This is a genomic window from Rhodococcus sp. NBC_00297 (assembly GCF_036173065.1).
In the GTDB taxonomy this organism is placed as follows: Bacteria; Actinomycetota; Actinomycetes; order Mycobacteriales; family Mycobacteriaceae; genus Rhodococcoides.
The window spans coordinates 496,231-515,980 of record NZ_CP108041.1 but is presented as its reverse complement, the minus strand read 5'-3'; the positions used below and the strand labels follow the sequence as shown (position 1 = coordinate 515,980).

Sequence of the window (19,750 nt, the reverse complement as noted above, 5' to 3'; positions counted from 1 at the left end):
GCCACGACAGGTAGGGTCTTCCGACGTGGACGCGACCGATTCTCCCTACCTCGCAGGGCTCGATCTGGCCGGTCGTCGCGTGGTCGTCGTCGGTGGGGGCAGTGTCGCGCAGCGGCGGCTCCCGCTGCTGGTGTCGTGCGGCGCGAAGGTCGTCGTCATCACCCGCGAGGCCACCCCGGCCGTCGAGGGCATGGCGAGCTTCGGTCAGATCGAGCTGGAGCTGCGCGACTATCGCGACGGCGATCTGCACGAGGCCTGGTACGCCATCGCCTGCACCGACGAGGCCGAGACCAACGCGGCCATCGTCGCGGAAGCGGCGCGCTCCCGGATCTTCTGCGTGCGCGCGGACGTGGCGAGAGACGGCACGGCGGTCACGCCTGCCAGCGCGGAGTACGACGGTCTGACCGTCGGCGTGCTCGCCAGCGGAGAGCATCGCCGGTCCGCCGCCGTGCGCAACGCCGTGCTGGACGGGCTGCAGTCCGGGGCCATCGCGGACGCACCGGAGAAGTCGATCGCGGGGGTCGCACTCGTGGGCGGTGGACCGGGAGACCCGGACCTCATCACCGTGCGGGGACGCCGCCTGCTGGCCCGTGCCGACGTGGTGGTGGCCGACCGTCTCGCGCCGCCCGAGCTGCTGGCCGAACTGGGACCGCACGTCGAGGTGATCGACGCGTCGAAGATCCCGTACGGCCGGTTCATGGCACAGGAGGCCATCAACGACGCGTTGGTCACGCATGCCCGCGCCGGCCGGTTCGTGGTCCGACTCAAGGGCGGCGATCCCTACGTCTTCGGCCGCGGATACGAGGAACTCGAGGCGTGCACCGCAGCGGGCATTCCCGTCACCGTCGTTCCCGGCATCACCAGCGCCATCTCGGTGCCGTCCGCCGCCGGTATCCCGGTCACCCATCGTGGCGTCACGCACGAGTTCGTCGTCGTCAGCGGTCATCTGCGCCCGTATCACCCGGACTCGCTGATCGACTGGCCGTCCCTGGGCCGGCTGCGCGGCACGATCGTGCTGCTCATGGCGGTCGAGCGCATCGGAGCCTTCGCGGACGTGCTAGTCGAGAACGGGCGCGCCGCCGACACGCCGGTCGTGGTGGTCCAGGAGGGCACGACGCGGTCGCAGCGAGTGGTGCGGGCAGATCTGACCACTGTCGCCGAGCGGGTGCGTGCGGAGAACGTGCGCCCCCCGGCCATCATCGTCATCGGACCGGTGGCGGGATTCGACGCCGCGGCCGTGATCGGCGCCGCCTCGTGACCCGGCCGATGACCTATCCCGTGACCGAGCGGGCCTTCGGACTCGCGATCATCGCGCTCAGCGGCATGCAGTTGATGGCCGTGCTCGACGGCACCGTGGTGAACCTCGCGCTCGCTCCGCTGCAGGCCGAACTCGGCCTCAGCGATGCCGGTCGCAACTGGGTGGTCTCGTCGTACGTACTGGCCTTCGGCGGGCTCATGCTCCTCGGCGGGCGCATGGGCGACGCCTTCGGACGCAAGCGCATGTTCCTCGTCGGAGTCGCGCTGTTCACGGTGGCGTCCGCGGCCTGCGGACTCGCGCAGAACGAGGCGATGCTGGTGCTGGCCCGCGTGATCCAGGGCGCCGGCGCCGCGGTCGCGTCGCCCACGGCGTTCGCACTGGTGGCCACCACGTTCGCGCCGGGGCCCGTCCGCAATCAGGCCATCGCCATCTACGCGGCCATGACCGGTGTCGGCTCCTTCTCCGGTCTCATCATCGGCGGCGCGCTCACCGAGGTCTCGTGGCGGTGGATCTTCCTCATCAATGTGCCGATCGGTCTCGCGATCCTGGCCCTGGGATGGCGCGCGCTCACCGAGACGGCCGGCGAACGGGCACCCCTCGACGTGCCGGGGGCGATCCTCGCGACGCTCGGATCCACCGGTGTCGTGTTCGGCATCGTCGAGGGTCCGGAACGAGGCTGGACGGACGTCGTCACCCTCACCGCGATCGTCGTCGGTCTGTTCCTGCTGCTCGCGTTCCTCACCGTCGAGCGGCGCGCCAGGAACCCACTGCTGCCCTTCGAACTCTTCCGCGACCGGGACCGCGTCGCCACCTTCGTCGCCATCTTCTTCTCCGGCGGCGCCCTGTTCGCGATGACCGTGATCGTCGCGGTGTTCGTCCAGGACGTGTTGGACTACAGCCCGCTGCGCGCCGGCATCTCGTTCATCCCGTTCGGTGGCGGCATGGCGCTCGCCGCCGTCGCGTCGTCGTGGCTGGCGCCGCGGGTCGCACCACGCTGGATCATCGCGACCGGCGCGGTCCTCACCGTCGGGTACCTGATCTTCGCGTCGACCATCACGGTGGAGTCGACGTACTGGAAGAACCTGTTCCTCCCCATCGGCGGCATCGGTTTCGGCGTCGGACTGGCGGTCATCGCCCTCCCGCTCTGCGCGATCGCCAACGTCGACCAGAAGAACATCGGGCCACTCACCGCCATCTCGCTCGTCGCGCAGAACCTGGGTGGCCCACTCGGCCTCGCTGTGGTCAGCGCGATGGCGGCGTCGAAGACGCTCTCACTGGGCGGTCGGACGGGCTCGGCCGTCGACATGACCCGGCCGGAGATCGTCGCGTTGGGAGAGGGCTACACGTTCGCTCTTCTCGGCTGCGCCGTTCTCGCCGCGGTCGCCGCCGTCTCGGCGTTGTTCATCCGCTACAGCGCGGCCGACGTCGCCCAGGCCAAGGCAGCCCAGGACGCGGTTCACCGCTGACGGTCGGCGGGCAGGTCCGCCTCGTTCGCCGCCGCGCGCCCGGACTCCCATCCCGCGAGGTCCAGCCGGGGTCCACGGACCGACCGGGTGGCCGGGAACAGTCGCTCGACCTCTGCCTCGACGGCCACCGTCTGCGTCGCCAGCATCGGCAGCAATTCGCCGGACCGGCGACTCGCCTCCTCGAGGGCCAGCGCGTCCGACTCGGCGAGGCGTTCACCCAGCCGCACGGCATAGGCCCACAGGAACGCGGTGTCGAAGCCGGATGCGGCCTTCTTCCGCCGAGCCGGTCGGGGAGCGCGAGCCAGAGCGCGCGCCGCCTGCACCGAGAGGGAGGTGAAGAGCATCTCGGTCTGCTCCACGTCGACGGGTGCACCCACCACCGTCGCGAGGGCGTGATCGGTGTCCCAGACCACCCGGGTGCGGTTGACCGTCGCCACCACGTGCAGCAACTGGGCACGCGCATCCGCGTGCGGATTGTCGACGTGCACACGCCTGCTCACGACGTCGGTCCGGCCCTCGGCGAGCACGAGGGTGTCGACGGAGTACTTCGTCATCAGTTCCTGCGCCTTCGCGGTGAACGCATCGGCCTCCTCCTCGAACTCGGTCGAGTCCGCCTTGGCGAGAAGCCCCCTGATGCGCCCGAGCATGCCGGACCCGACGACGGTGTCGGGCGGCAGAAGGCGTGCGGTCCGGGCCGACGGCCACTGCGACGGCAGCGCGCCGATCCGGGTGAGTCGGGGCAGGCTCTGCCACCGCCCGAGCAGCGTGAGCACGGCGATCCACTGGTCACTGACGGCGATGTAGTCGGACGCACCGCCGAGGCGCAGACGCGCGGCGAGCAGACTCGGAGACGCGTCGACGGGCGACTCGACGTCCGGGCGCAGCGCCCGGATCGCCTCGACCTGGCGCACCCAGCTCTCGGGCGCGCGCGAGGTGGCGTCGGAGAGTTCGGCCTCGTGCAGGAGGGCCGCCGCGGCGAGTCCGGTGACCTCGGCGGTGCAGTGGCGGCGGACGACGTGCAGCAGGTCGAGCGGTTGCCACCCCTCCTCGTACAGCGCCGTGATCGTGGACAGGAGCGTGACGGACCCCTGAGCGAGGGGATCCGCGTCGGTGCAGGCAACCAACTGGTCCGCGACGTCGTCCACCACGCGTTGCGAGGCGGTGCGACCGACGGCGGCATCGGCGCCGCGCTGCAGCAGTTCCGGGACCGGGTTCATTCGGTCAGCACGATCACCTCGGTCGGCGATGCGACCTCGGCTCGGAGTCCTGCACGGACGGCGACCGCGGCGACGGCCCGTGCGCTCGTGGGTTCCGCGCGGGTGACGGTCAGCGCCCGTGCCAGCAGTCCCTTGTGATGCTTGTTGAAATGGCTGACGACGGTGCGGGATCCGTCGGGTTGCTCGGTGAGCACGGTGGCGGTGACCGCGCCGGGTATGGGGCCCAGGTCGCGGTAGATTCCCGAGCGCAGATCGACGACGAGACCGTCGGCCGCGGCGGTCACCGCCGCGGGCAGCACCGGCTTCCACAGGGCGCGGAGCGTGGGGAGCCCGGGCAGTGCGGACCCGCCCGAGAGCCGGTACGCCGGAACCGGATCGTCCGCTCGCACCGCACCGAAGAGGGCGGACCCGATCGCGAGGCGCTGCCGAGCCCTGGCCTTCTGCGCCCGGGTGAACGATGCCGCGTCCAACGCGTCGAACAACACTCCGGTGTAGCGCTCGAGAGCGGGTCTCGTCGCCGAGACCGTCAGGGCCGCATTGCGCTCGATCTCGTCGTCCTGCTTCGGCGAGAGTCCCAGGGCCGTGCGGGAGGCCGCGGGATCGTCGGCGAGGGACACGAGAGCGTTCACCAGCGTCGATCGGACGTCGGTGAGCTGCGGAAGCCACAGCCGGTCGAGATCGAGCGGATCACCGCGGCCGCCCGCGGACTTGGTTTCGGACGGTGGCAGAAGAACGAGCACGGCAGGAACGGTACCGACACACCCACGGACTAGGCTGTGCGCCTGTGATCACCCGTCTGTCCCACCTGTTCCTGCGCACGCTCCGCGACGATCCCGCCGATGCCGAGGTACCGAGCCACAAGCTCCTGGTGCGCGCCGGCTACGTCCGCCGCATCGCTCCCGGTGTGTACTCGTGGCTGCCGCTCGGGCTCCGGGTGCTGCGCCGCGTCGAGCAGGTGGTGCGCGAGGAGATGAACGCGATCGGTGGCCAGGAGATCTCGCTGCCGGCGCTGCTGCCGCGCGAACCGTACGAGGTGACCAACCGCTGGACCGAGTACGGCGACGGGCTGTTCCGGCTCAAGGATCGCAAGGGCGTCGACATGCTGCTCGGGCCGACGCACGAGGAGCTCTTCGCGCTGACGGTCAAGGGGGAGTACAGCTCCTACAAGGACCTGCCGGTCACGCTGTACCAGATCCAGACCAAGTACCGCGACGAGGAGCGTCCGCGGGCCGGCATTCTGCGCGGCCGTGAGTTCGTCATGAAGGACTCGTACTCGTTCGATCTGGACGAGGCGGGTCTGAAGACCTCCTACGAGGCCCACCGCGAGGCGTACCAGCGAATCTTCGAGCGCCTCGGTGTCAGCTATGTCATCGTCGCGGCAACGTCCGGTGCGATGGGCGGGAGCGCGTCCGAGGAATTCCTCGCGGAATCGGTCGTCGGCGAGGACACCTACGTGCGGTGTGTCGAGTCCGGGTACGCCGCGAACGTCGAGGCCGTCACGACGCCGGCTCCGCCGTCGATCCCCCTCGAGGGCCTGCCGCAACCGACGGTGCACGAAACCGGCGACACCCCGACCATCGCGACGCTCGTCGACTGGGCGAACGGTGCGGATCTCGGCCGCACGGTCACCGCGGCGGACACGCTCAAGAACGTGCTGCTCAAGACACGCATCCCAGGCGGTGAGTGGGAACTGCTCGCCATCGGCGTTCCCGGTGATCGTGACGTGGACGAGAAGCGCCTCGAGGCCTCCCTCGCCCCTGCCGAGTTCGTCATGCTGGGCGACGCGGACTTCGCCGCCAATCCCTTCCTCGTCAAGGGGTACATCGGACCGAAGGCCTTGCAGGACAACGGCGTGCGTTACCTCGTCGACCCTCGCGTCGTCGACGGTACGGCGTGGATCACCGGCGCGAACGAGAAGGGCAAGCACGTCGTCGACCTGGTCGCGGGCCGCGATTTCGTCGCGGACGGCACCATCGAGGCCGCCGAGGTGCGCGACGGTGATCCCTCTCCGGACGGCCGCGGCGCACTGGTGTCCGCTCGCGGCATCGAGATCGGCCACATCTTCCAGCTCGGTACCAAGTACACCGACGCCTTCGCGGTCGACGTCCTCGGCGAGAACGGCAAGCCCACCCGCCTGCTCCAGGGCTCGTACGGCGTCGGCGTGTCCCGCCTGGTGGCTGTCATCGCCGAGCAGATGCACGACGACAAGGGTCTGCGGTGGCCCGCGTCCGTCGCACCCGCCGACGTGCACATCGTCATCGCCAACAAGGACGTGGGCGCGCGCGAGGGTGCCGAGGCGCTCGCCGTCGAACTCGACGCACACGGACTCGAGGTCGTCCTGGACGACCGTCCCAAGGTGTCTCCCGGTGTGAAGTTCAAGGATTCCGAGCTCATCGGTGTGCCGCTCGTCGTCGTCCTCGGTCGCGGCTGGGCGGACGGCACCGTCGAGCTGAAGGATCGCTTCACCGGTGAGGCTCGCGACGTTCCGGCCGAGTCGGCGGGCCGGGAGGTCCTGCGCGCAGTCGGGCGACCCGTGTGAGCACCTCGTCGTCGAGCGAGTCTCTCCCTGCGGTCCTGACCCGGCTCGTCGACGCTCGCCGAGTCCTGCTGATCGCGCCGACACACGGACGCTCGGCCGCTCTCGCGGCCGACGCGGTCTGCGAGCGCGGCTCCGTCGTGGTGCTCGCCGCGGACGAGAGTGTCGCGGCCGTCCAGGCCGACACGGAGGCGGCACGAGGCCGGGTGGAGATCGTCGCCGGCGAACCCGCCGGATCGTTGCCGCAGCTCCGCACGGACGACGACACGACCTTCGGTGTGGTGTCCGCCGACGTCTCGCGGGCCGGTGCGGCCGAGGCCGTGCAGTACCTCGAGTGGGCGCTGGTGCTCGGTCGACCCGGGACCGCCGTGGTGGTCACCGGTGACGCCGACGGGGCGACGTGGACGGCGGTGCAGGACATGGTCGACGGTCACCCACGGCTCGCCGCGGCGTCGTGGACCGCGGGCACCGCGGTGATCGTCGCCGCCGTGACCGATCAGCCCTGAGTCGAGGTCCCGACCGGCGGAGGGGTCAGGTCGCCGGAGTGCCGGGAAAGGCCACCGTCGACGGGAAGATGCCGAGGATCGCCTTCCACGCCGAGGCGCGCCGAGCGGAGTCCGTGAGGGCGACGATGCCGATGTCGCGGGTGTGCCCGGACTGGGCCCGTTCGACGACCGACCGCCATGCGACTGCGGCGTCGTCCTCGACCTGCGCCGCGAGCCGTGCCGCTGCCACCGCGTCGGTCACCGGGAACGGCACCGTGTACCCGGCCGCGGGCTCCGGTGCGGTGACGCTGGCCGCGGTCAGGGCGTCGATGGTGCCGTCGCGCCGCGCTCGGTGGTCGGCGGCGTACTGCGCGACCATCGGATCGCGGGTGGGGTTCGAGAACGCCGCGATGACGCCGTAGGCGAAGACGGCGGCGAACTCCACGTTCAGCGCGTCCACGAGGGCCTGCTGCTCCGGGCCGAGATCACTCATCCGGCCACCGCCGCGGACGCCAGCGTGCACGCGGCACTGATCGACCCGAGCAGGCCCGCTCGGTAACCGGACAGCGCACGCGCGTCGTCCGCTGCGCTGCGGCCCGCGTCCGACAGCGCCGCGGACAAGTCGGTGAGTGCCGGAGCCGGCACCGGCTCGGCAGTGCCGGTCGCCGCAGCGGCGGTCTCCGACACCGTGGGCGGGGGAGTGAGACGTGCGATCTCGGTGTCGAGCGCGTCGGCGTGGGCGGTCCGCTGATCGGCGATCACGGTGAGAGTGTCGACCGCCGCCGGGTTCTGCGCGATCGCCGCCGTTGCGGCGGCGGCGTCCCGGCGGGCCCGGGCGGCATGGGCCGCGAGCGGATCGGGCTGCGCCGCCTCGTCGTCCTGCGCACCGTCCGAGCACGCGACCGTCGAGGCGAGGATCGTCGTGCCCGCTACCGCTGCTCCCGCACCGCGCAACATCGTGCGCCGCGAGAGCGTCGGGAGACTGCGGCCGTGCAGGAAGACCGGTCGGTGCGGAACTGTCGGTGGCACCCGGTCATCGTGCCAGACACGGACACCGTCCCCGCGCCGGACACGAGCACTCTCGGCGCGACGACGCAGCGTGTCGGGAGACGCGCCCCGGTCGCGGTATCGTGGTCCCTTCCCAGTTCGCCGGTGGCGAGCTGTACAACTTCAGCGAGGAGTGGTCGAGCGATGCCGGTTCCATCCAGGGAGAGGGTCGTCGCACTCCTCTCCGCACACGTGGCGGGCCCGGGGTTCACCGACGGCGATCTCGATCTCGAAGACGTCACCGTGTCGAAGGCCGGTGCTCACAGCGTCGTCAAGGTGATCGTCGACCGGGATTCCGGATTCGAGCTCGACGCGCTCGCTCGGCTGAGCCACGAGATCTCCGACATCCTGGACGCGGCAACCGAATTCGGGGACACCGCGTACAACCTCGAGGTGACCACGCCCGGTGTCGACCGACCCCTGACCGAGCCTCGCCACTGGCGTCGTGCTCGCGGCCGGATGGTCACCGTCGTGCTCCGGGACGAGACGATCGACGCCCGCGTCGGTGAGCTCCGGACCTCGGAGGGCGGTACGACCGAACTGGATCTCGTTCTCCGCTCGCGCACCGGTCCGACGCTGCGCACCGTGCCGCTCGACGCGGTCACGTCGGCCACCGTGCAGGTGGAGTTCAAGAAGCCCAATCCTGCGGAGCTCGAGATGGCGGGCGGCGTCACGCCCGGACGCTTCGATCCGCTGAACCCGCCGGAGGAGCCCGTCTCCGGTGACGAAGACGACGACACAGACGACGAAAGCCGATAACGACGTGAACATCGACATGACTGCCCTCCGCGCGATCGAGGCGGAGAAGGGCATCACCATCGACGCGGTGATCGAGACGCTGCAGAGTGCGCTGCTCACCGCGTACAAGCACACGGCCGGTCACCGGTCCGACGCCTACATCGACGTGAATCGCAAGAGTGGCGAGGTCCGCGTCATGGCACGCGAGACCGACGAGAACGGGAACTTCGTCTCCGAGTGGGACGACACCCCCGAAGGGTTCGGTCGCATCGCCGCGACCACCGCGCGTCAGGTCATCCTGCAGCGACTCCGAGACGCCGAGAACGAGAAGTCGTTCGGTGAGTACTCGACGCACGAGGGCGAGATCGTCGGCGGTGTCATCCAGGCCGACGCACGGCTGAACGCACGCGGCACGGTCGTGGTGCGGATCGGCAGCGACTCCGAGGGCGTGGACGCGACCATCCCGCCGGCGGAGCAGGTGCCCGGTGAGACGTACGAGCACGGCGACCGGATCAAGTGCTACGTCGTGGGCGTCACCCGCGGCAATCGCGGCCCGCAGGTCACCCTGTCCCGGACGCACCCCAACCTGGTCCGCAAGGTGTTCGCGCTCGAGGTGCCGGAGATCGCGGACGAGTCCGTGGAGATCGTGTCGGTGGCCCGCGAGGCGGGACACCGGTCGAAGATCGCCGTGCGGACGTCGGTGTCCGGCCTCAACGCCAAGGGCGCGTGCATCGGTCCGATGGGCCAGCGTGTCCGCAACGTCATGAGCGAGCTGGCCGGCGAGAAGATCGACATCATCGACTACGACGACGATCCCGCCGTGTTCGTCGGGAATGCGTTGTCACCGTCGAAGGTTGTCTCTGTCACGGTCGTCGACGCGGCTGCCCGCGCCGCTCGTGTGGTGGTGCCCGACTATCAGTTGTCGCTCGCGATCGGCAAGGAAGGTCAGAACGCGCGGCTCGCCGCGCGCCTGACCGGGTGGCGTATCGACATCCGGAGCGACGCCGCGCCGACCGAGGACGATCACTGAGTCGGCGCGCGCGAGCGGGCGACGTTCCGAACCGGACCGAATCCGCGTTAGACTGTGACACGGCTCGACACGCGTTGTCCGACGACACCGCGTCCGCACCAGCTGGACCGGTGCGTACGTGCGTAGGATGCAGACAGCGCGAGTCGCCTTCCGCCTTGGTGCGGATCGTCGCCGGCGTCTCCGACACCGGCACGGTCGGTGCCGTGGTCGATCATCGCCGCAGACTGCCCGGCCGGGGTGCATGGTTGCATCCTGACGCGACTTGTCTGCAGCAGGCGGAGCGACGTCGAGCCTTCGGGCGTGCCTTGCGCGTGACCGGTCCGCTGGACCTGTCCGCGCTTGCCCGAGAGTTCGCACCGTGACGGTGTGGACCACACCCGATCGACCGGCCGAACGGTCGCGGCACCTCGCCGCGCCACGAGGAGAACAGGTACACGAATTCATGAGCACACCGTGAAGCACCGACGATGAACATCGTTTCGAGATAACCCGAGGTCGTGCGGGCGCCTGCCATAGGAGCCGCGCTCGACCTCTCAGTGAGGAGAGCAGTGGCAGGCAAGGCCCGCGTGCACGAGTTGGCTAAAGAACTCGGTGTCACCAGCAAGGATCTACTCGCTCGGCTGAAAGAGCAGGGCGAGTTCGTGAAGTCGGCGTCGTCGACCGTGGAAGCACCGGTCGCGCGACGTCTCCGTGAGTCGTACCCGTCCGCGTCCGGCGACGCGGCACCGTCGACCGGCGCCCGTCCGTCCGGAAACGGCGCAGGCCCGAAGCCGGGCGGCCCCCGCCCCGGTCCGAAGCCGGCTCCGGCGGCCCCCGAGGCACCGGCCGCAGCAGCACCCGAGGCGCCCGCCGCGCAGGCTCCGGCCCCGTCGGCTCCCGCCGCCCCGGCACCCGCTGCCCCGGCTCCGACACCCGCAGCACCTGCCGCTCCCGCGGCACCGGCTGCTCCGGCGGCACCCGCCCCCGAGGCACCGGCAGCGTCGGCGCCCACAGCGCCCGCTGCTCCCGGCCCCAAGCCGGGACCGAAGGCACCGCGCGTCGGCAACAATCCCTACTCGTCCGCACCCGTCGAGCGCCCCGCGCCGCGTCCCGCTCCGGGACAGGCCGGTCCGCGACCCGGCGCCCCGCGTCCGGCTCCAGGCCAGGGTGGACCTCGTCCGGCCGGCGGCGCACCCGCTCAGGGTGGAGCAGGTCGTCCCCCCGCAGGTCAGGGTGGACCTCGCCCCGGCGGACCCCGTCCCAATCCCGGCTCCATGCCTCCCCGCCCGAACCCGGGTGCCATGCCGAGCCGCTCGGCTCGCCCGGCTCCCGCAGCCGGCGGTCGTCCGGGTCGTCCCGGCGGCGCACCGGGCGGTCGTCCCGGCGGTGCCGGTGGCGGCGGCGGTTACCGCGGTGGCGGCGGCGGTGCACCCGGCGCTCCCGGTGCCGGCGCACCTGCCGGTGGCGGCTTCCGTGGTCGTCCCGGTGGCGGTGGCCGTCCCGGCCAGCGCGGTGCCGCGGCAGGCGCGTTCGGTCGTCCCGGCGGCGCAGTCCGTCGTGGCCGCAAGTCGAAGCGGGCGAAGCGCGCCGAGTACGAATCCATGCAGGCTCCCGCAGTCGGTGGCGTGCGGTTGCCCCGTGGCAACGGTGAGACGATCCGTCTCGCTCGCGGCGCATCGCTGTCCGACTTCGCGGACAAGATCGACGCGAACCCGGCTGCACTCGTGCAGGCGCTGTTCAACCTCGGCGAGATGGTGACGGCGACTCAGTCGGTCAACGACGAGACGCTCGAACTGCTCGGCGGCGAGATGAACTACGTCGTCCAGGTCGTGAGCCCGGAGGACGAGGACCGCGAACTGCTGAACTCGTTCGACCTCACCTACGGCGAGGACGAGGGCGGCGAGGACGAGCTCGAGCAGCGTCCGCCCGTGGTCACCGTCATGGGTCACGTCGACCACGGCAAGACGCGACTGCTGGATTCGATCCGTAACGCCACCGTGCGTGAGGGCGAGGCCGGTGGCATCACGCAGCACATCGGTGCCTACCAGGTCCTCACCGAGCTCGAGGGCAACGAGCGTCTGGTCACCTTCATCGACACCCCCGGTCACGAGGCCTTCACGGCCATGCGTGCCCGTGGTGCCAAGGCCACCGACCTCGCGATCCTCGTGGTCGCGGCCGACGACGGCGTCATGCCGCAGACGGTGGAGGCGATCAACCACGCCCAGGCAGCGGACGTGCCGATCGTGGTCGCGGTCAACAAGATCGACAAGGAAGGCGCGAACCCGGACAAGATCCGGCAGCAGCTGACCGAGTACGGCCTCATCGCCGAGGAGTACGGCGGCGACACGATGTTCGTCGACATCTCGGCCAAGCAGGGCACCAACATCGATGCCCTTCTCGAGGCAGTGCTGTTGACGGCCGACGCGGCGCTCGATCTGCGCGCCAACCCGGACATGGACGCACAGGGTGTCGCCATCGAGGCACATCTCGACCGTGGTCGCGGACCGGTGGCCACCGTGCTCATCGCTCGCGGAACCCTGCGTGTCGGTGACTCGATCGTCGCCGGCGATGCCTACGGTCGCGTCCGTCGCATGGTCGACGAGCACGGCGAGGACGTCATCGAGGCGCTCCCGTCGCGTCCCGTCCAGGTCATCGGCTTCACGTCGGTGCCGGGTGCCGGTGACAACCTGCTCGTCGTCGACGAGGACCGCATCGCCCGTCAGATCGCGGACCGCCGCAACGCTCGCAAGCGCAACGCGCTGGCAGCGAAGTCGCGCAAGCGGATCAGCCTCGACGATCTCGATGCCGCGCTGAAGGAGACGTCGCAGCTCAACCTGATCCTGAAGGGCGACAACTCCGGCACCGTGGAGGCCTTGGAGGAGGCGCTCGTCGGTATCGCGATCGACGACGAGGTCGAACTGCGCGTCATCGACCGCGGCGTGGGTGGTGTCACCGAGACCAACGTCAACCTGGCGTCGGCGTCCAACGCGATCATCATCGGCTTCAACGTCCGTGCCGAGGGCAAGGCGACGGAGCTGGCGAACCGCGAGGGCGTGGACATCCGGTACTACTCGGTGATCTACCAGGCGATCGACGAGATCGAGAAGGCGCTCAAGGGTCTGCTCAAGCCGGTCTACGAAGAGGTCACGCTGGGCCAGGCCGAGATCCGCGCGCTGTTCCGTTCCTCGAAGGTCGGAAACATCGCCGGTTGCCTCGTCACCTCGGGTCTGGTGCGCCGCAACGCGAAGGCTCGACTGCTGCGTGACAACAACGTGGTCGCCGAGCTCGTCACCATCTCGTCGCTCCGGCGCGAGAAGGAGGACGCCACCGAGGTCCGCGAGGGCTACGAGTGTGGTCTGACGGTGACGTACTCCGACATCAAGGTCGGAGACGTCGTGGAGGCGTACGAGCTTCGGGAGAAGCCGCGCGACTGATCGACGAGAACGTACGGGTGTGGCCCGCGGCATGTCCGCGGGCCACACCCGTTCGTCGAAGACGGTGTCCGACCCTGCTATCGATGAGGTGCTCGTGTTTCTCGGTGCTCTCGAACTCGACATCCTGCTCGGCGACGTACATTCGCTGAAGGAGAAACGTTCGGTGATCAAGCCCGTCGTCGCTGCCCTGCAGCGCTTCGGTGTGTCGGCCGCCGAGACCGGGGAACAGGAGCGTTACCGTCGTTCGATGGTGGGTGTCGCCATCGCCACCGGGGACGTCGCCCACCTGCACGAGGTACTCGACTCGTGCGAGCGACACGTGGCCGAGAGGCCGGAACTACAACTACTCGCAGTTCGGCGCCGAGTGTTCGGGCCAGAGGACTGATGGACGAAGGAGACGCATCGTGGTGGACCAAGCCCGCGCTCGTAAACTGGCCAAGCGCATCGGTGCGATCGTCGCGACGGCCATCGATCACGAGATCAAGGATCCGCGGCTGTCGTTCGTGACGGTCACCGACACCAAGGTGACCCCGGACCTGCACGACGCCACCGTCTACTACACCGTGCGCGGCGAGACGCTCGACGCCGAGCCCGATTTCCAGGCTGCCGCTCTGGGTCTGGAGAAGGCCAAGGGCGCTCTGCGCACCAAGGTCGGTGCCGGTACCGGCGTGCGCTTCACCCCGACGCTGACCTTCCGTGCGGACACGGTGCCCGACACCGCGCGCCACATGGAGGAACTGCTCGAGCGTGCCCGCCAGATCGACGACAAGGTGGCTCAGGCCGCTGCGGGGGCGCAGCCCGCAGGTGATCCGGATCCGTACAAGGTGCCTCGAAGCGACACCGACGAGCTCTGAGACCCCGGTGACCGACACGCTGCGCGCAGACATGCAGAAAGCCGTCCGTCTTCTCAAGGACGCCCGGACGGTGACTCTGCTGTGCCACGTGCAACCCGACGCCGACACCATCGGCAGTGCGCTCGCCCTGGCCATCGCGCTCTCGCGACGCGGCGCGCGGCCGACCGTGTCCTTCGCGGCGCCCGCCTCGTTGCCCGAGTCGATGATCGGTCTGCCGGGAGCGGAGTTCCTGGTGCCGCCCGCCGAGGTCCCGACGGACGCGGACCTGGTGGTCACCGTGGACGCCGGCAGTCGAGGCAGGCTCGGGTCACTGGGTGACCGGTTGGACGGCGCCGTGTCCCTGGTCGTCGACCATCACCGGTCCAACACCTTCTACGGCTCGCATCACGTGATCGATGCGAGTGCGGAGTCCACCACAGCGGTGGTCGCCGTGCTGTTCGACGAGTGGGGCGTCGAGATCGACCGGGACCTCGCGCACTGCCTGTTCGCCGGCCTCGTGACCGACACCGGATCGTTCCGCTGGGTCCGGCCGGGCTCCCACCTGCTGGCCGAGCGACTTCTCGCGACCGGGATCGACGGCGCCGCCATCTCGCGCCGCCTGCTCGACACCCACCCCTTCGCCTGGCTGCCGATGCTGGGCGCCGTCCTGGGCTCGGCGCGCCTGGTGCCGGACGCGGCCGGCTCGCGTGGGCTCGTCTACGCGATCGTGCGGCTCGAGGACTCTCGCGGACTGCGTCCCGAGGAGATCGAGAGCGTCGTGGACATCGTGCGCACCACCGCGGAGGCCGAGGTGGCCGCCGTGTTCAAGCAGAACGAGGCGGGCTGGGCCGTGTCGTTGCGCGCGAAGAGCAGTGTCGACGTCTCCGTCGTGGCGTCCGCGCTGGGTGGGGGCGGCCACAAGTTCTCCGCCGGCTACACCGCGACGGGCCCGATCGAGGACGACGTCGACGCCCTGGTCGCCGCGCTCGGGTGACCGATCGCTCCGCCGTGGACGGGCGGGTGTCCGCTCGCACCTTGTTCGGCCTCGCGTTCCCCGCACTCGGCGTCCTGGTGGCCGAGCCGCTGTACCTGCTCTTCGACTCCGCGGTGGTGGGTCGACTCGGTGCGCTCCCACTCGCGGGTCTGGCCGTCGGTGGCCTCGTTCTCGCCCAGGTGAGTACGCAGCTGACGTTCCTCTCGTACGGGACGACCGCGCGCGCGGCACGGCTGCACGGTGCGGGCCGGGACGACGACGCCCGCAACGAGGGCGTCCAGGCCACGTGGCTCGCAGTGGTGCTGGGCCTCCTGCTGATCCTGGTGGTCCAGCTCTTCGCGAACCCGATCCTGTCGGTGCTGGGCGGTGGGGGAGACATCACCGCCGAGGCCACCACGTGGCTCCGGGTCGGCGTGCTCGGCACCCCGTTGATCCTCGTCACGCTCGCCGGGAACGGGTGGATGCGCGGCGTGCAGGACACCGTGCGGCCGTTGCGGTACGTGGTGGCGGGGCTCGCACTGTCGGCCGTGCTGTGTCCCGTCCTCGTGCACGGTCTGATCGGCGTTCCGGCCCTCGGCCTCGTCGGGTCCGCCGTGGCCAACGTCATCGGCCAGGCCGTCGCAGCGACGCTGTTCGTCTCCGCCCTGATGCGCGGGCCGCGGACCTGCTCGCTCCGGCCGGATCTCGCGATCATCCGCCGCCAGCTCGTCCTCGGCCGGGACCTCGTGCTCCGCTCGTTCGCCTTCCAGGCCTGCTTCCTGTCCGCGGTGACCGTGGCGTCACGCTTCGGTGCCGGTGCGGTCGGGGCCCATCAGGTGGTTCTGCAGTTGTGGAATCTCGTCGCGTTGATGCTGGACTCGTTGGCCATCGCCGCACAGTCCCTGGTCGGCGCCGCGTTGGGAGCGGGCCGTGGCCGCGCCGCGTCGATGCTCGCCTCGCGGGTGACCGCGTGGTCCGTCGGTTTCGCCGTCGTGCTCGCAGGACTGTTCGCCGCCACCCACGCCGTGATCCCGCCGCTCTTCACGTCCGACTCGTCGACCCTGACGAGCATCGACGGCATCTGGTGGTTGTTCGTCGCGCTGATCCCCGTCGCCGGCGTCGTGTTCGCCCTCGACGGTGTGCTGCTCGGGGCCGGGGATGCCGTCTTCCTGCGGAACGCGACTCTCGCGAGCGCCGTCGTCGGATTCCTACCGCTGATCTGGCTCGCGGCGATCCTCGACTGGGGGTTGCCGGGAATCTGGGTGGGCCTGATGGTGTTCGTCAGCCTGAGAGCGGTCTCCGTGGTCTGGCGGACCGCGTCGGGCGCCTGGATCAGAACGGGGACCGATACCGTCGGGAGCCGAACATCAACCGCAGAAGGGTCGTGAGTGTGCCAGCCAAGTTGTGGGCCGTCAGCGACATCCACGTCGGTCACAAGGGCAACCGGCCCGTCACCGAGGCCATCGAACCGGAGAGCCCCGAGGACTGGCTGATCGTCGCCGGAGACGTGTCGGAGAAGACGGACGACATCCGCTGGGCGCTCGCCGAGCTGAAGTCGAAGTTCGACACCGTGATCTGGGTGCCGGGAAACCACGAGCTGTGGACCACGGTCAAGGACCCGGTACAGATGCACGGTGAGGCGCGCTACGACTACCTGGTGACGATGTGCCGGGAACTGGGTGTGCTGACGCCCGAGGACCCGTTCCCCGTGTGGGAGGGGGAGGTCGGGCAGGCCGGAGGCCGGTCGGGGTATTTGGGCCCCGTCACGCTGGTGCCGATGTTCGTGTTGTACGACTACTCTTTCCTGCCTGCGGGCACCACGAACAAGCTCGACGGTCTGGCGCTGGCGCGCAGCCGCAACGTGGTGGCCACCGACGAGTTCCTCATCACCCCGACGCCCTACGCGTCCCTCGACGCGTGGTGCGCGGCGCGGCTGGCGATCACCGAGAAGCGGTTGGCCGAGGTGGACACCTCGATCCCGACGGTGCTGATCAACCACTGGCCGCTGGTGCGGCAGCCCACCGAGGTGCTGTTCTATCCCGAGTTCGCCCTCTGGTGCGGAACCACGGCGACCAAGGACTGGCACACCCGCTACAACGCCCTGTGTGCGGTCTACGGCCACCTCCACATCCCACGGACGACGTACTACGACGGCGTGCGGTTCGAGGAAGTGTCGGTGGGCTACCCGCGCGAGTGGAAACGCCGCGGACTCCCGGATCAGGTGCTGCGACAGATCCTTCCGGTCCCCGAGTACCCGCCGGGATCGTTGAACAAGTTCGGCGGCCACTTCACAGTCACGCCGGAGATGGAAGCGGAAGTGGAGAAGATGCGAGCGGAGAAGCGACTGTGACGACGGCACGAGAGACCTCCCTGCTCGGCGGGCTGCTCGCGCGCGGCGTCGTCGCCGAGGAGCTGTTCGAGGATCCGCCCGGTCTCACCCCGCACCCCCGCGAGGCGCATCTCGTGGAGAAGGCCGTCGACAAGCGCAAGCGCGAGTTCACCTCGGCGCGGCACTGCGCCCGACTCGCGATGGGCCGGCTCGGACTCGAGCCCGGTCCGATCCTGCGCGGCGAGATGGGATCGCCGGTGTGGCCGGGCGGCGTCGTCGGCTCGCTCACGCACTGCGACGGCTATCGCGCCGCCGCCGTGGGCTACGCGTTGCAGGTCCGCTCGGTGGGCATCGACGCGGAACCGCACGAACCGCTGCCGGACGGCGTGCTGAAAGCCGTGAGCATCGAGGCCGAGCGTGAGGTCCTGGCCACCCGCACCGACGACGAGGTGCAGTGGGACAAATTGCTGTTCTGCGCGAAGGAGGCGACGTACAAGGCCTGGTACCCGCTGACCGGGCGGTGGCTCGGATTCGAGGACGCGCACATCACCTTCGAGCGCGATGCCGACTCGGCGGGACGCTCGACCGTCACCGGTACCTTCCGCTCCCGGCTGCTGGTCCCCGGCGACACCACCAGCGGCGCACCGCTCACCTCCTTCGACGGACGCTGGGCCGTCTCCGACGGCCTCGTCGTCACTGCGATCACGGTCTTCTGACGGCCGGCCTCCGGCCTTCCCGCTTTATGGACGGCCGGCCTCCGGCCTTCCCGCGATCTTCTGACAGACTTCTCCCTCGTGCCAGCTCACCCCAAACCCCCCACAGGACTCGACGGCGCCGGACTTCTGGTGGTGGACAAGAGTGGCGGAGTCACCAGCCACGACGTCGTCTCCGCCTGTCGCAAGGCCTTGAAGACGCGCCGCATCGGACACGCCGGCACTCTCGATCCCATGGCGACGGGGGTGCTGGTGCTCGGTGTCGAGCGAGCGACCAAGATGCTGGGTCTGCTGTCGCTGACCACCAAGGAGTACACCGCGACCGTCCGCCTCGGAGCCGCCACCACCACCGACGACGCCGAGGGCGAGACGGTGTCGACGGCGGACACGAGTGCGGTGACGGACTCCGGGATCGACGAGGCCGTCGCCGCGCTGACCGGGAAGATCAGTCAGGTCCCGTCGAGTGTCAGCGCCATCAAGGTGGACGGCAAGCGCGCCCACGCTCTCGTTCGGGAGGGCGAGGACGTCGTGCTCGAACCGCGCACGGTCACCGTCTCCCGCTTCGACGTCCTGGAGCGTCGCCGGGGGAGCGACGTGATCGATCTGGACGTCCACGTCGAGTGCACGTCCGGGACCTACGTGCGGGCGCTCGCGCGAGACCTGGGTGCGTCCCTGGGCGTCGGCGGCCACCTGACCGCGTTGCGGCGCACCCGGGTCGGACCGTTCACGTTGGAGCACGCCCGCAGTCTCGACGAGGTGCGGGACGACCCGCACGTGAGCCTCGACATCGACGCTGCCGCTCGCACGGCGTTCCCGCACCGGACGGTCACGTCGGACGAGGCCGAATCGTTGAGCCAGGGACGCTGGCTCGACCCGATCGGGATGCCCGGCATCTACGCGGCACTGGACGAGAACGGCCACACCATCGCCCTGGTGCAGGAACGCGGCAAGCGGGCCAGCACCGTGATGGTCGTGCGGCCGGCCACGCTGCGCCCCTGAGTTCGTCGGGGCGGTCCGGCGTCAGTCCGTGGTCATCCAGATCGCCTCGGCGGCAACATGACCCAGGTCGAGTACCGTGTCGGCCACCTGCACGGCCACGGTCCCGGCGAAGTCGCGGCGCTCGACCATCGTGATCGACAGGTCGAGGGTGATGCCGATGGAATCGAAGTACCGCAACATGTCCGGATCCGAGTCGGAGATGCGGGTGACGTGGCCCTTCTGGCCCGCGACGAAATCGCTGAGCGGTACCGCCGGCGGTGCGGGAATGGTGCCGTCGATGGTGGGGATGGGATCACCGTGCGGGTCGCGTGACGGCCGACCGAGCTTGGCGTCGATGCGCTCGACGAGCAGGTCCGACACCGCGTGTTCGAGCACCTCGGCCTCGTCGTGCACCTCGTCCCAGCCGTAGCCCATCTCCTCGACCAGCCAGGTCTCGATGAGCCGATGCCTGCGGACCATGCCGATGGCGGCGCGCCGCCCGGCCTCGGTGAGTGTGATGGACCCGTAGCGGGCGTGGTCGACGAGGCCCTGATCGGCGAGTTTGCGTACGGCCTCGGAGACCGTGGACGGCGAGACGCACATCCGGGAGGCGAGCATCTTGGTGCTCACCGGCTCGTCGGAGTACTCGCTCGCGGTCCAGATGACCTTGAGGTAGTCCTGCGCGACGGTGGAGAGGGCAGGGGCTGGCACGCCGACAGCTTAGCCGTCGGTGC

20 protein-coding genes are annotated in these 19,750 nt (G+C 70.0%); 15 read left to right on the top strand and 5 right to left on the bottom strand.

The genetic code is table 11. The features are described from left to right. Positions 1–25 precede the first annotated feature (25 nt). Both cobA and OG947_RS02360 read left to right on the top strand, forming a co-directional pair. On the top strand, positions 26–1,258 hold the full coding sequence (gene cobA / locus OG947_RS02365) for a uroporphyrinogen-III C-methyltransferase (RefSeq protein WP_328813031.1): 1,233 nt from the start codon (positions 26–28) through the stop codon (positions 1,256–1,258). Positions 1,259–1,266: 8 nt separating this feature from the next. After that, positions 1,267–2,724, top strand: coding sequence for an MFS transporter (locus OG947_RS02360; protein ID WP_222630838.1), 1,458 nt, complete (start codon positions 1,267–1,269; stop codon positions 2,722–2,724). Here the strand turns inward: OG947_RS02360 and OG947_RS02355 are convergent. Together OG947_RS02355 and yaaA are read right to left on the bottom strand one after the other, a co-directional pair. Next, on the bottom strand, positions 2,715–3,941 hold the full coding sequence (locus tag OG947_RS02355; protein WP_056445005.1) for a DUF2786 domain-containing protein: 1,227 nt from the start codon (positions 3,939–3,941) through the stop codon (positions 2,715–2,717). The two genes, OG947_RS02360 and OG947_RS02355, sit on opposite strands and share 10 nt — an antisense overlap. Then, positions 3,938–4,681 carry a peroxide stress protein YaaA gene (gene yaaA / locus OG947_RS02350; protein ID WP_027505070.1) on the bottom strand — a complete coding sequence of 248 codons (744 nt, stop codon included), beginning with the start codon at positions 4,679–4,681 and terminating at the stop codon, positions 3,938–3,940. The genes OG947_RS02355 and yaaA overlap by 4 nt, the downstream gene beginning before the upstream one ends. A 44-nt stretch (positions 4,682–4,725) precedes the next feature. On the opposite strand from yaaA, the gene OG947_RS02345 reads away from it, so the two are divergent. Next, on the top strand, positions 4,726–6,480 hold the full coding sequence (locus OG947_RS02345; protein WP_222637687.1) for a proline--tRNA ligase: 1,755 nt from the start codon (positions 4,726–4,728) through the stop codon (positions 6,478–6,480). Further along, complete coding sequence (locus OG947_RS02340) at positions 6,477–6,983, top strand: hypothetical protein (RefSeq protein WP_328813030.1); 507 nt, start codon at positions 6,477–6,479, stop codon at positions 6,981–6,983. Before OG947_RS02345 ends, OG947_RS02340 begins: the two co-directional genes overlap by 4 nt. A 25-nt stretch (positions 6,984–7,008) precedes the next feature. Here the strand turns inward: OG947_RS02340 and OG947_RS02335 are convergent, their stop codons facing one another. Both OG947_RS02335 and OG947_RS02330 read right to left on the bottom strand, forming a co-directional pair. Continuing rightward, positions 7,009–7,455, bottom strand: coding sequence for a ferritin-like domain-containing protein (locus tag OG947_RS02335; protein ID WP_027505072.1), 447 nt, complete (start codon positions 7,453–7,455; stop codon positions 7,009–7,011). Beyond that, positions 7,452–7,991, bottom strand: a complete 540-nt coding sequence (locus OG947_RS02330) for a hypothetical protein (RefSeq protein ID WP_328813029.1) — start codon at positions 7,989–7,991, stop codon at positions 7,452–7,454. Before OG947_RS02330 ends, OG947_RS02335 begins: the two co-directional genes overlap by 4 nt. Before the next feature lie 162 nt (positions 7,992–8,153). On the opposite strand from OG947_RS02330, the gene rimP reads away from it, so the two are divergent. The 11 genes from rimP to truB all read left to right on the top strand — a co-directional run bounded on the left by rimP (position 8,154) and on the right by truB (position 19,037). Beyond that, entirely contained in the window at positions 8,154–8,768 is a 615-nt protein-coding gene (rimP, locus tag OG947_RS02325) for a ribosome maturation factor RimP (RefSeq protein ID WP_328813028.1), read from the top strand. A 4-nt stretch (positions 8,769–8,772) separates the two neighbouring features. Then, a complete protein-coding gene (gene nusA, locus OG947_RS02320) occupies positions 8,773–9,777 on the top strand; it encodes a transcription termination factor NusA (protein WP_027505075.1) in 1,005 nt (334 codons plus the stop codon). Further along, positions 9,726–10,139, top strand: a complete 414-nt coding sequence (locus tag OG947_RS02315; RefSeq protein ID WP_374197734.1) for a YlxR family protein — start codon at positions 9,726–9,728, stop codon at positions 10,137–10,139. Before nusA ends, OG947_RS02315 begins: the two co-directional genes overlap by 52 nt. A gap of 186 nt (positions 10,140–10,325) precedes the next feature. After that, positions 10,326–13,190 (top strand): translation initiation factor IF-2, encoded by a 2,865-nt coding sequence (gene infB, locus OG947_RS02310; RefSeq protein ID WP_027505077.1) that lies wholly within the window; start codon positions 10,326–10,328, stop codon positions 13,188–13,190. 94 nt (positions 13,191–13,284) lie between these two features. Further along, positions 13,285–13,575, top strand: coding sequence for a DUF503 domain-containing protein (locus OG947_RS02305; RefSeq protein ID WP_027505078.1), 291 nt, complete (start codon positions 13,285–13,287; stop codon positions 13,573–13,575). Positions 13,576–13,594: 19 nt separating this feature from the next. Next, positions 13,595–14,044, top strand: a complete 450-nt coding sequence (gene rbfA / locus OG947_RS02300) for a 30S ribosome-binding factor RbfA (RefSeq protein ID WP_027505079.1) — start codon at positions 13,595–13,597, stop codon at positions 14,042–14,044. A 31-nt stretch (positions 14,045–14,075) separates the two neighbouring features. Then, on the top strand, positions 14,076–15,017 hold the full coding sequence (locus OG947_RS02295) for a DHH family phosphoesterase (RefSeq protein ID WP_328813949.1): 942 nt from the start codon (positions 14,076–14,078) through the stop codon (positions 15,015–15,017). Then, the gene (locus tag OG947_RS02290; RefSeq protein WP_328809699.1) at positions 15,014–16,384 is read left to right on the top strand and encodes an MATE family efflux transporter; all 1,371 of its coding nucleotides are present in this window, start codon (positions 15,014–15,016) and stop codon (positions 16,382–16,384) included. The genes OG947_RS02295 and OG947_RS02290 overlap by 4 nt, the downstream gene beginning before the upstream one ends. A gap of 2 nt (positions 16,385–16,386) precedes the next feature. Beyond that, the gene (locus tag OG947_RS02285) at positions 16,387–17,346 is read left to right on the top strand and encodes a metallophosphoesterase family protein (protein ID WP_222637683.1); all 960 of its coding nucleotides are present in this window, start codon (positions 16,387–16,389) and stop codon (positions 17,344–17,346) included. A 20-nt stretch (positions 17,347–17,366) separates the two neighbouring features. Continuing rightward, positions 17,367–18,041, top strand: coding sequence for a 4'-phosphopantetheinyl transferase family protein (locus OG947_RS02280; RefSeq protein WP_056445312.1), 675 nt, complete (start codon positions 17,367–17,369; stop codon positions 18,039–18,041). Between the two features lie 78 nt (positions 18,042–18,119). Then, complete coding sequence (gene truB, locus OG947_RS02275; protein WP_328813027.1) at positions 18,120–19,037, top strand: tRNA pseudouridine(55) synthase TruB; 918 nt, start codon at positions 18,120–18,122, stop codon at positions 19,035–19,037. 21 nt (positions 19,038–19,058) lie between these two features. On the opposite strand, the gene OG947_RS02270 is transcribed toward truB, so the two are convergent. After that, on the bottom strand, positions 19,059–19,727 hold the full coding sequence (locus OG947_RS02270; protein WP_027505084.1) for a metal-dependent transcriptional regulator: 669 nt from the start codon (positions 19,725–19,727) through the stop codon (positions 19,059–19,061). Positions 19,728–19,750 lie beyond the last annotated feature (23 nt).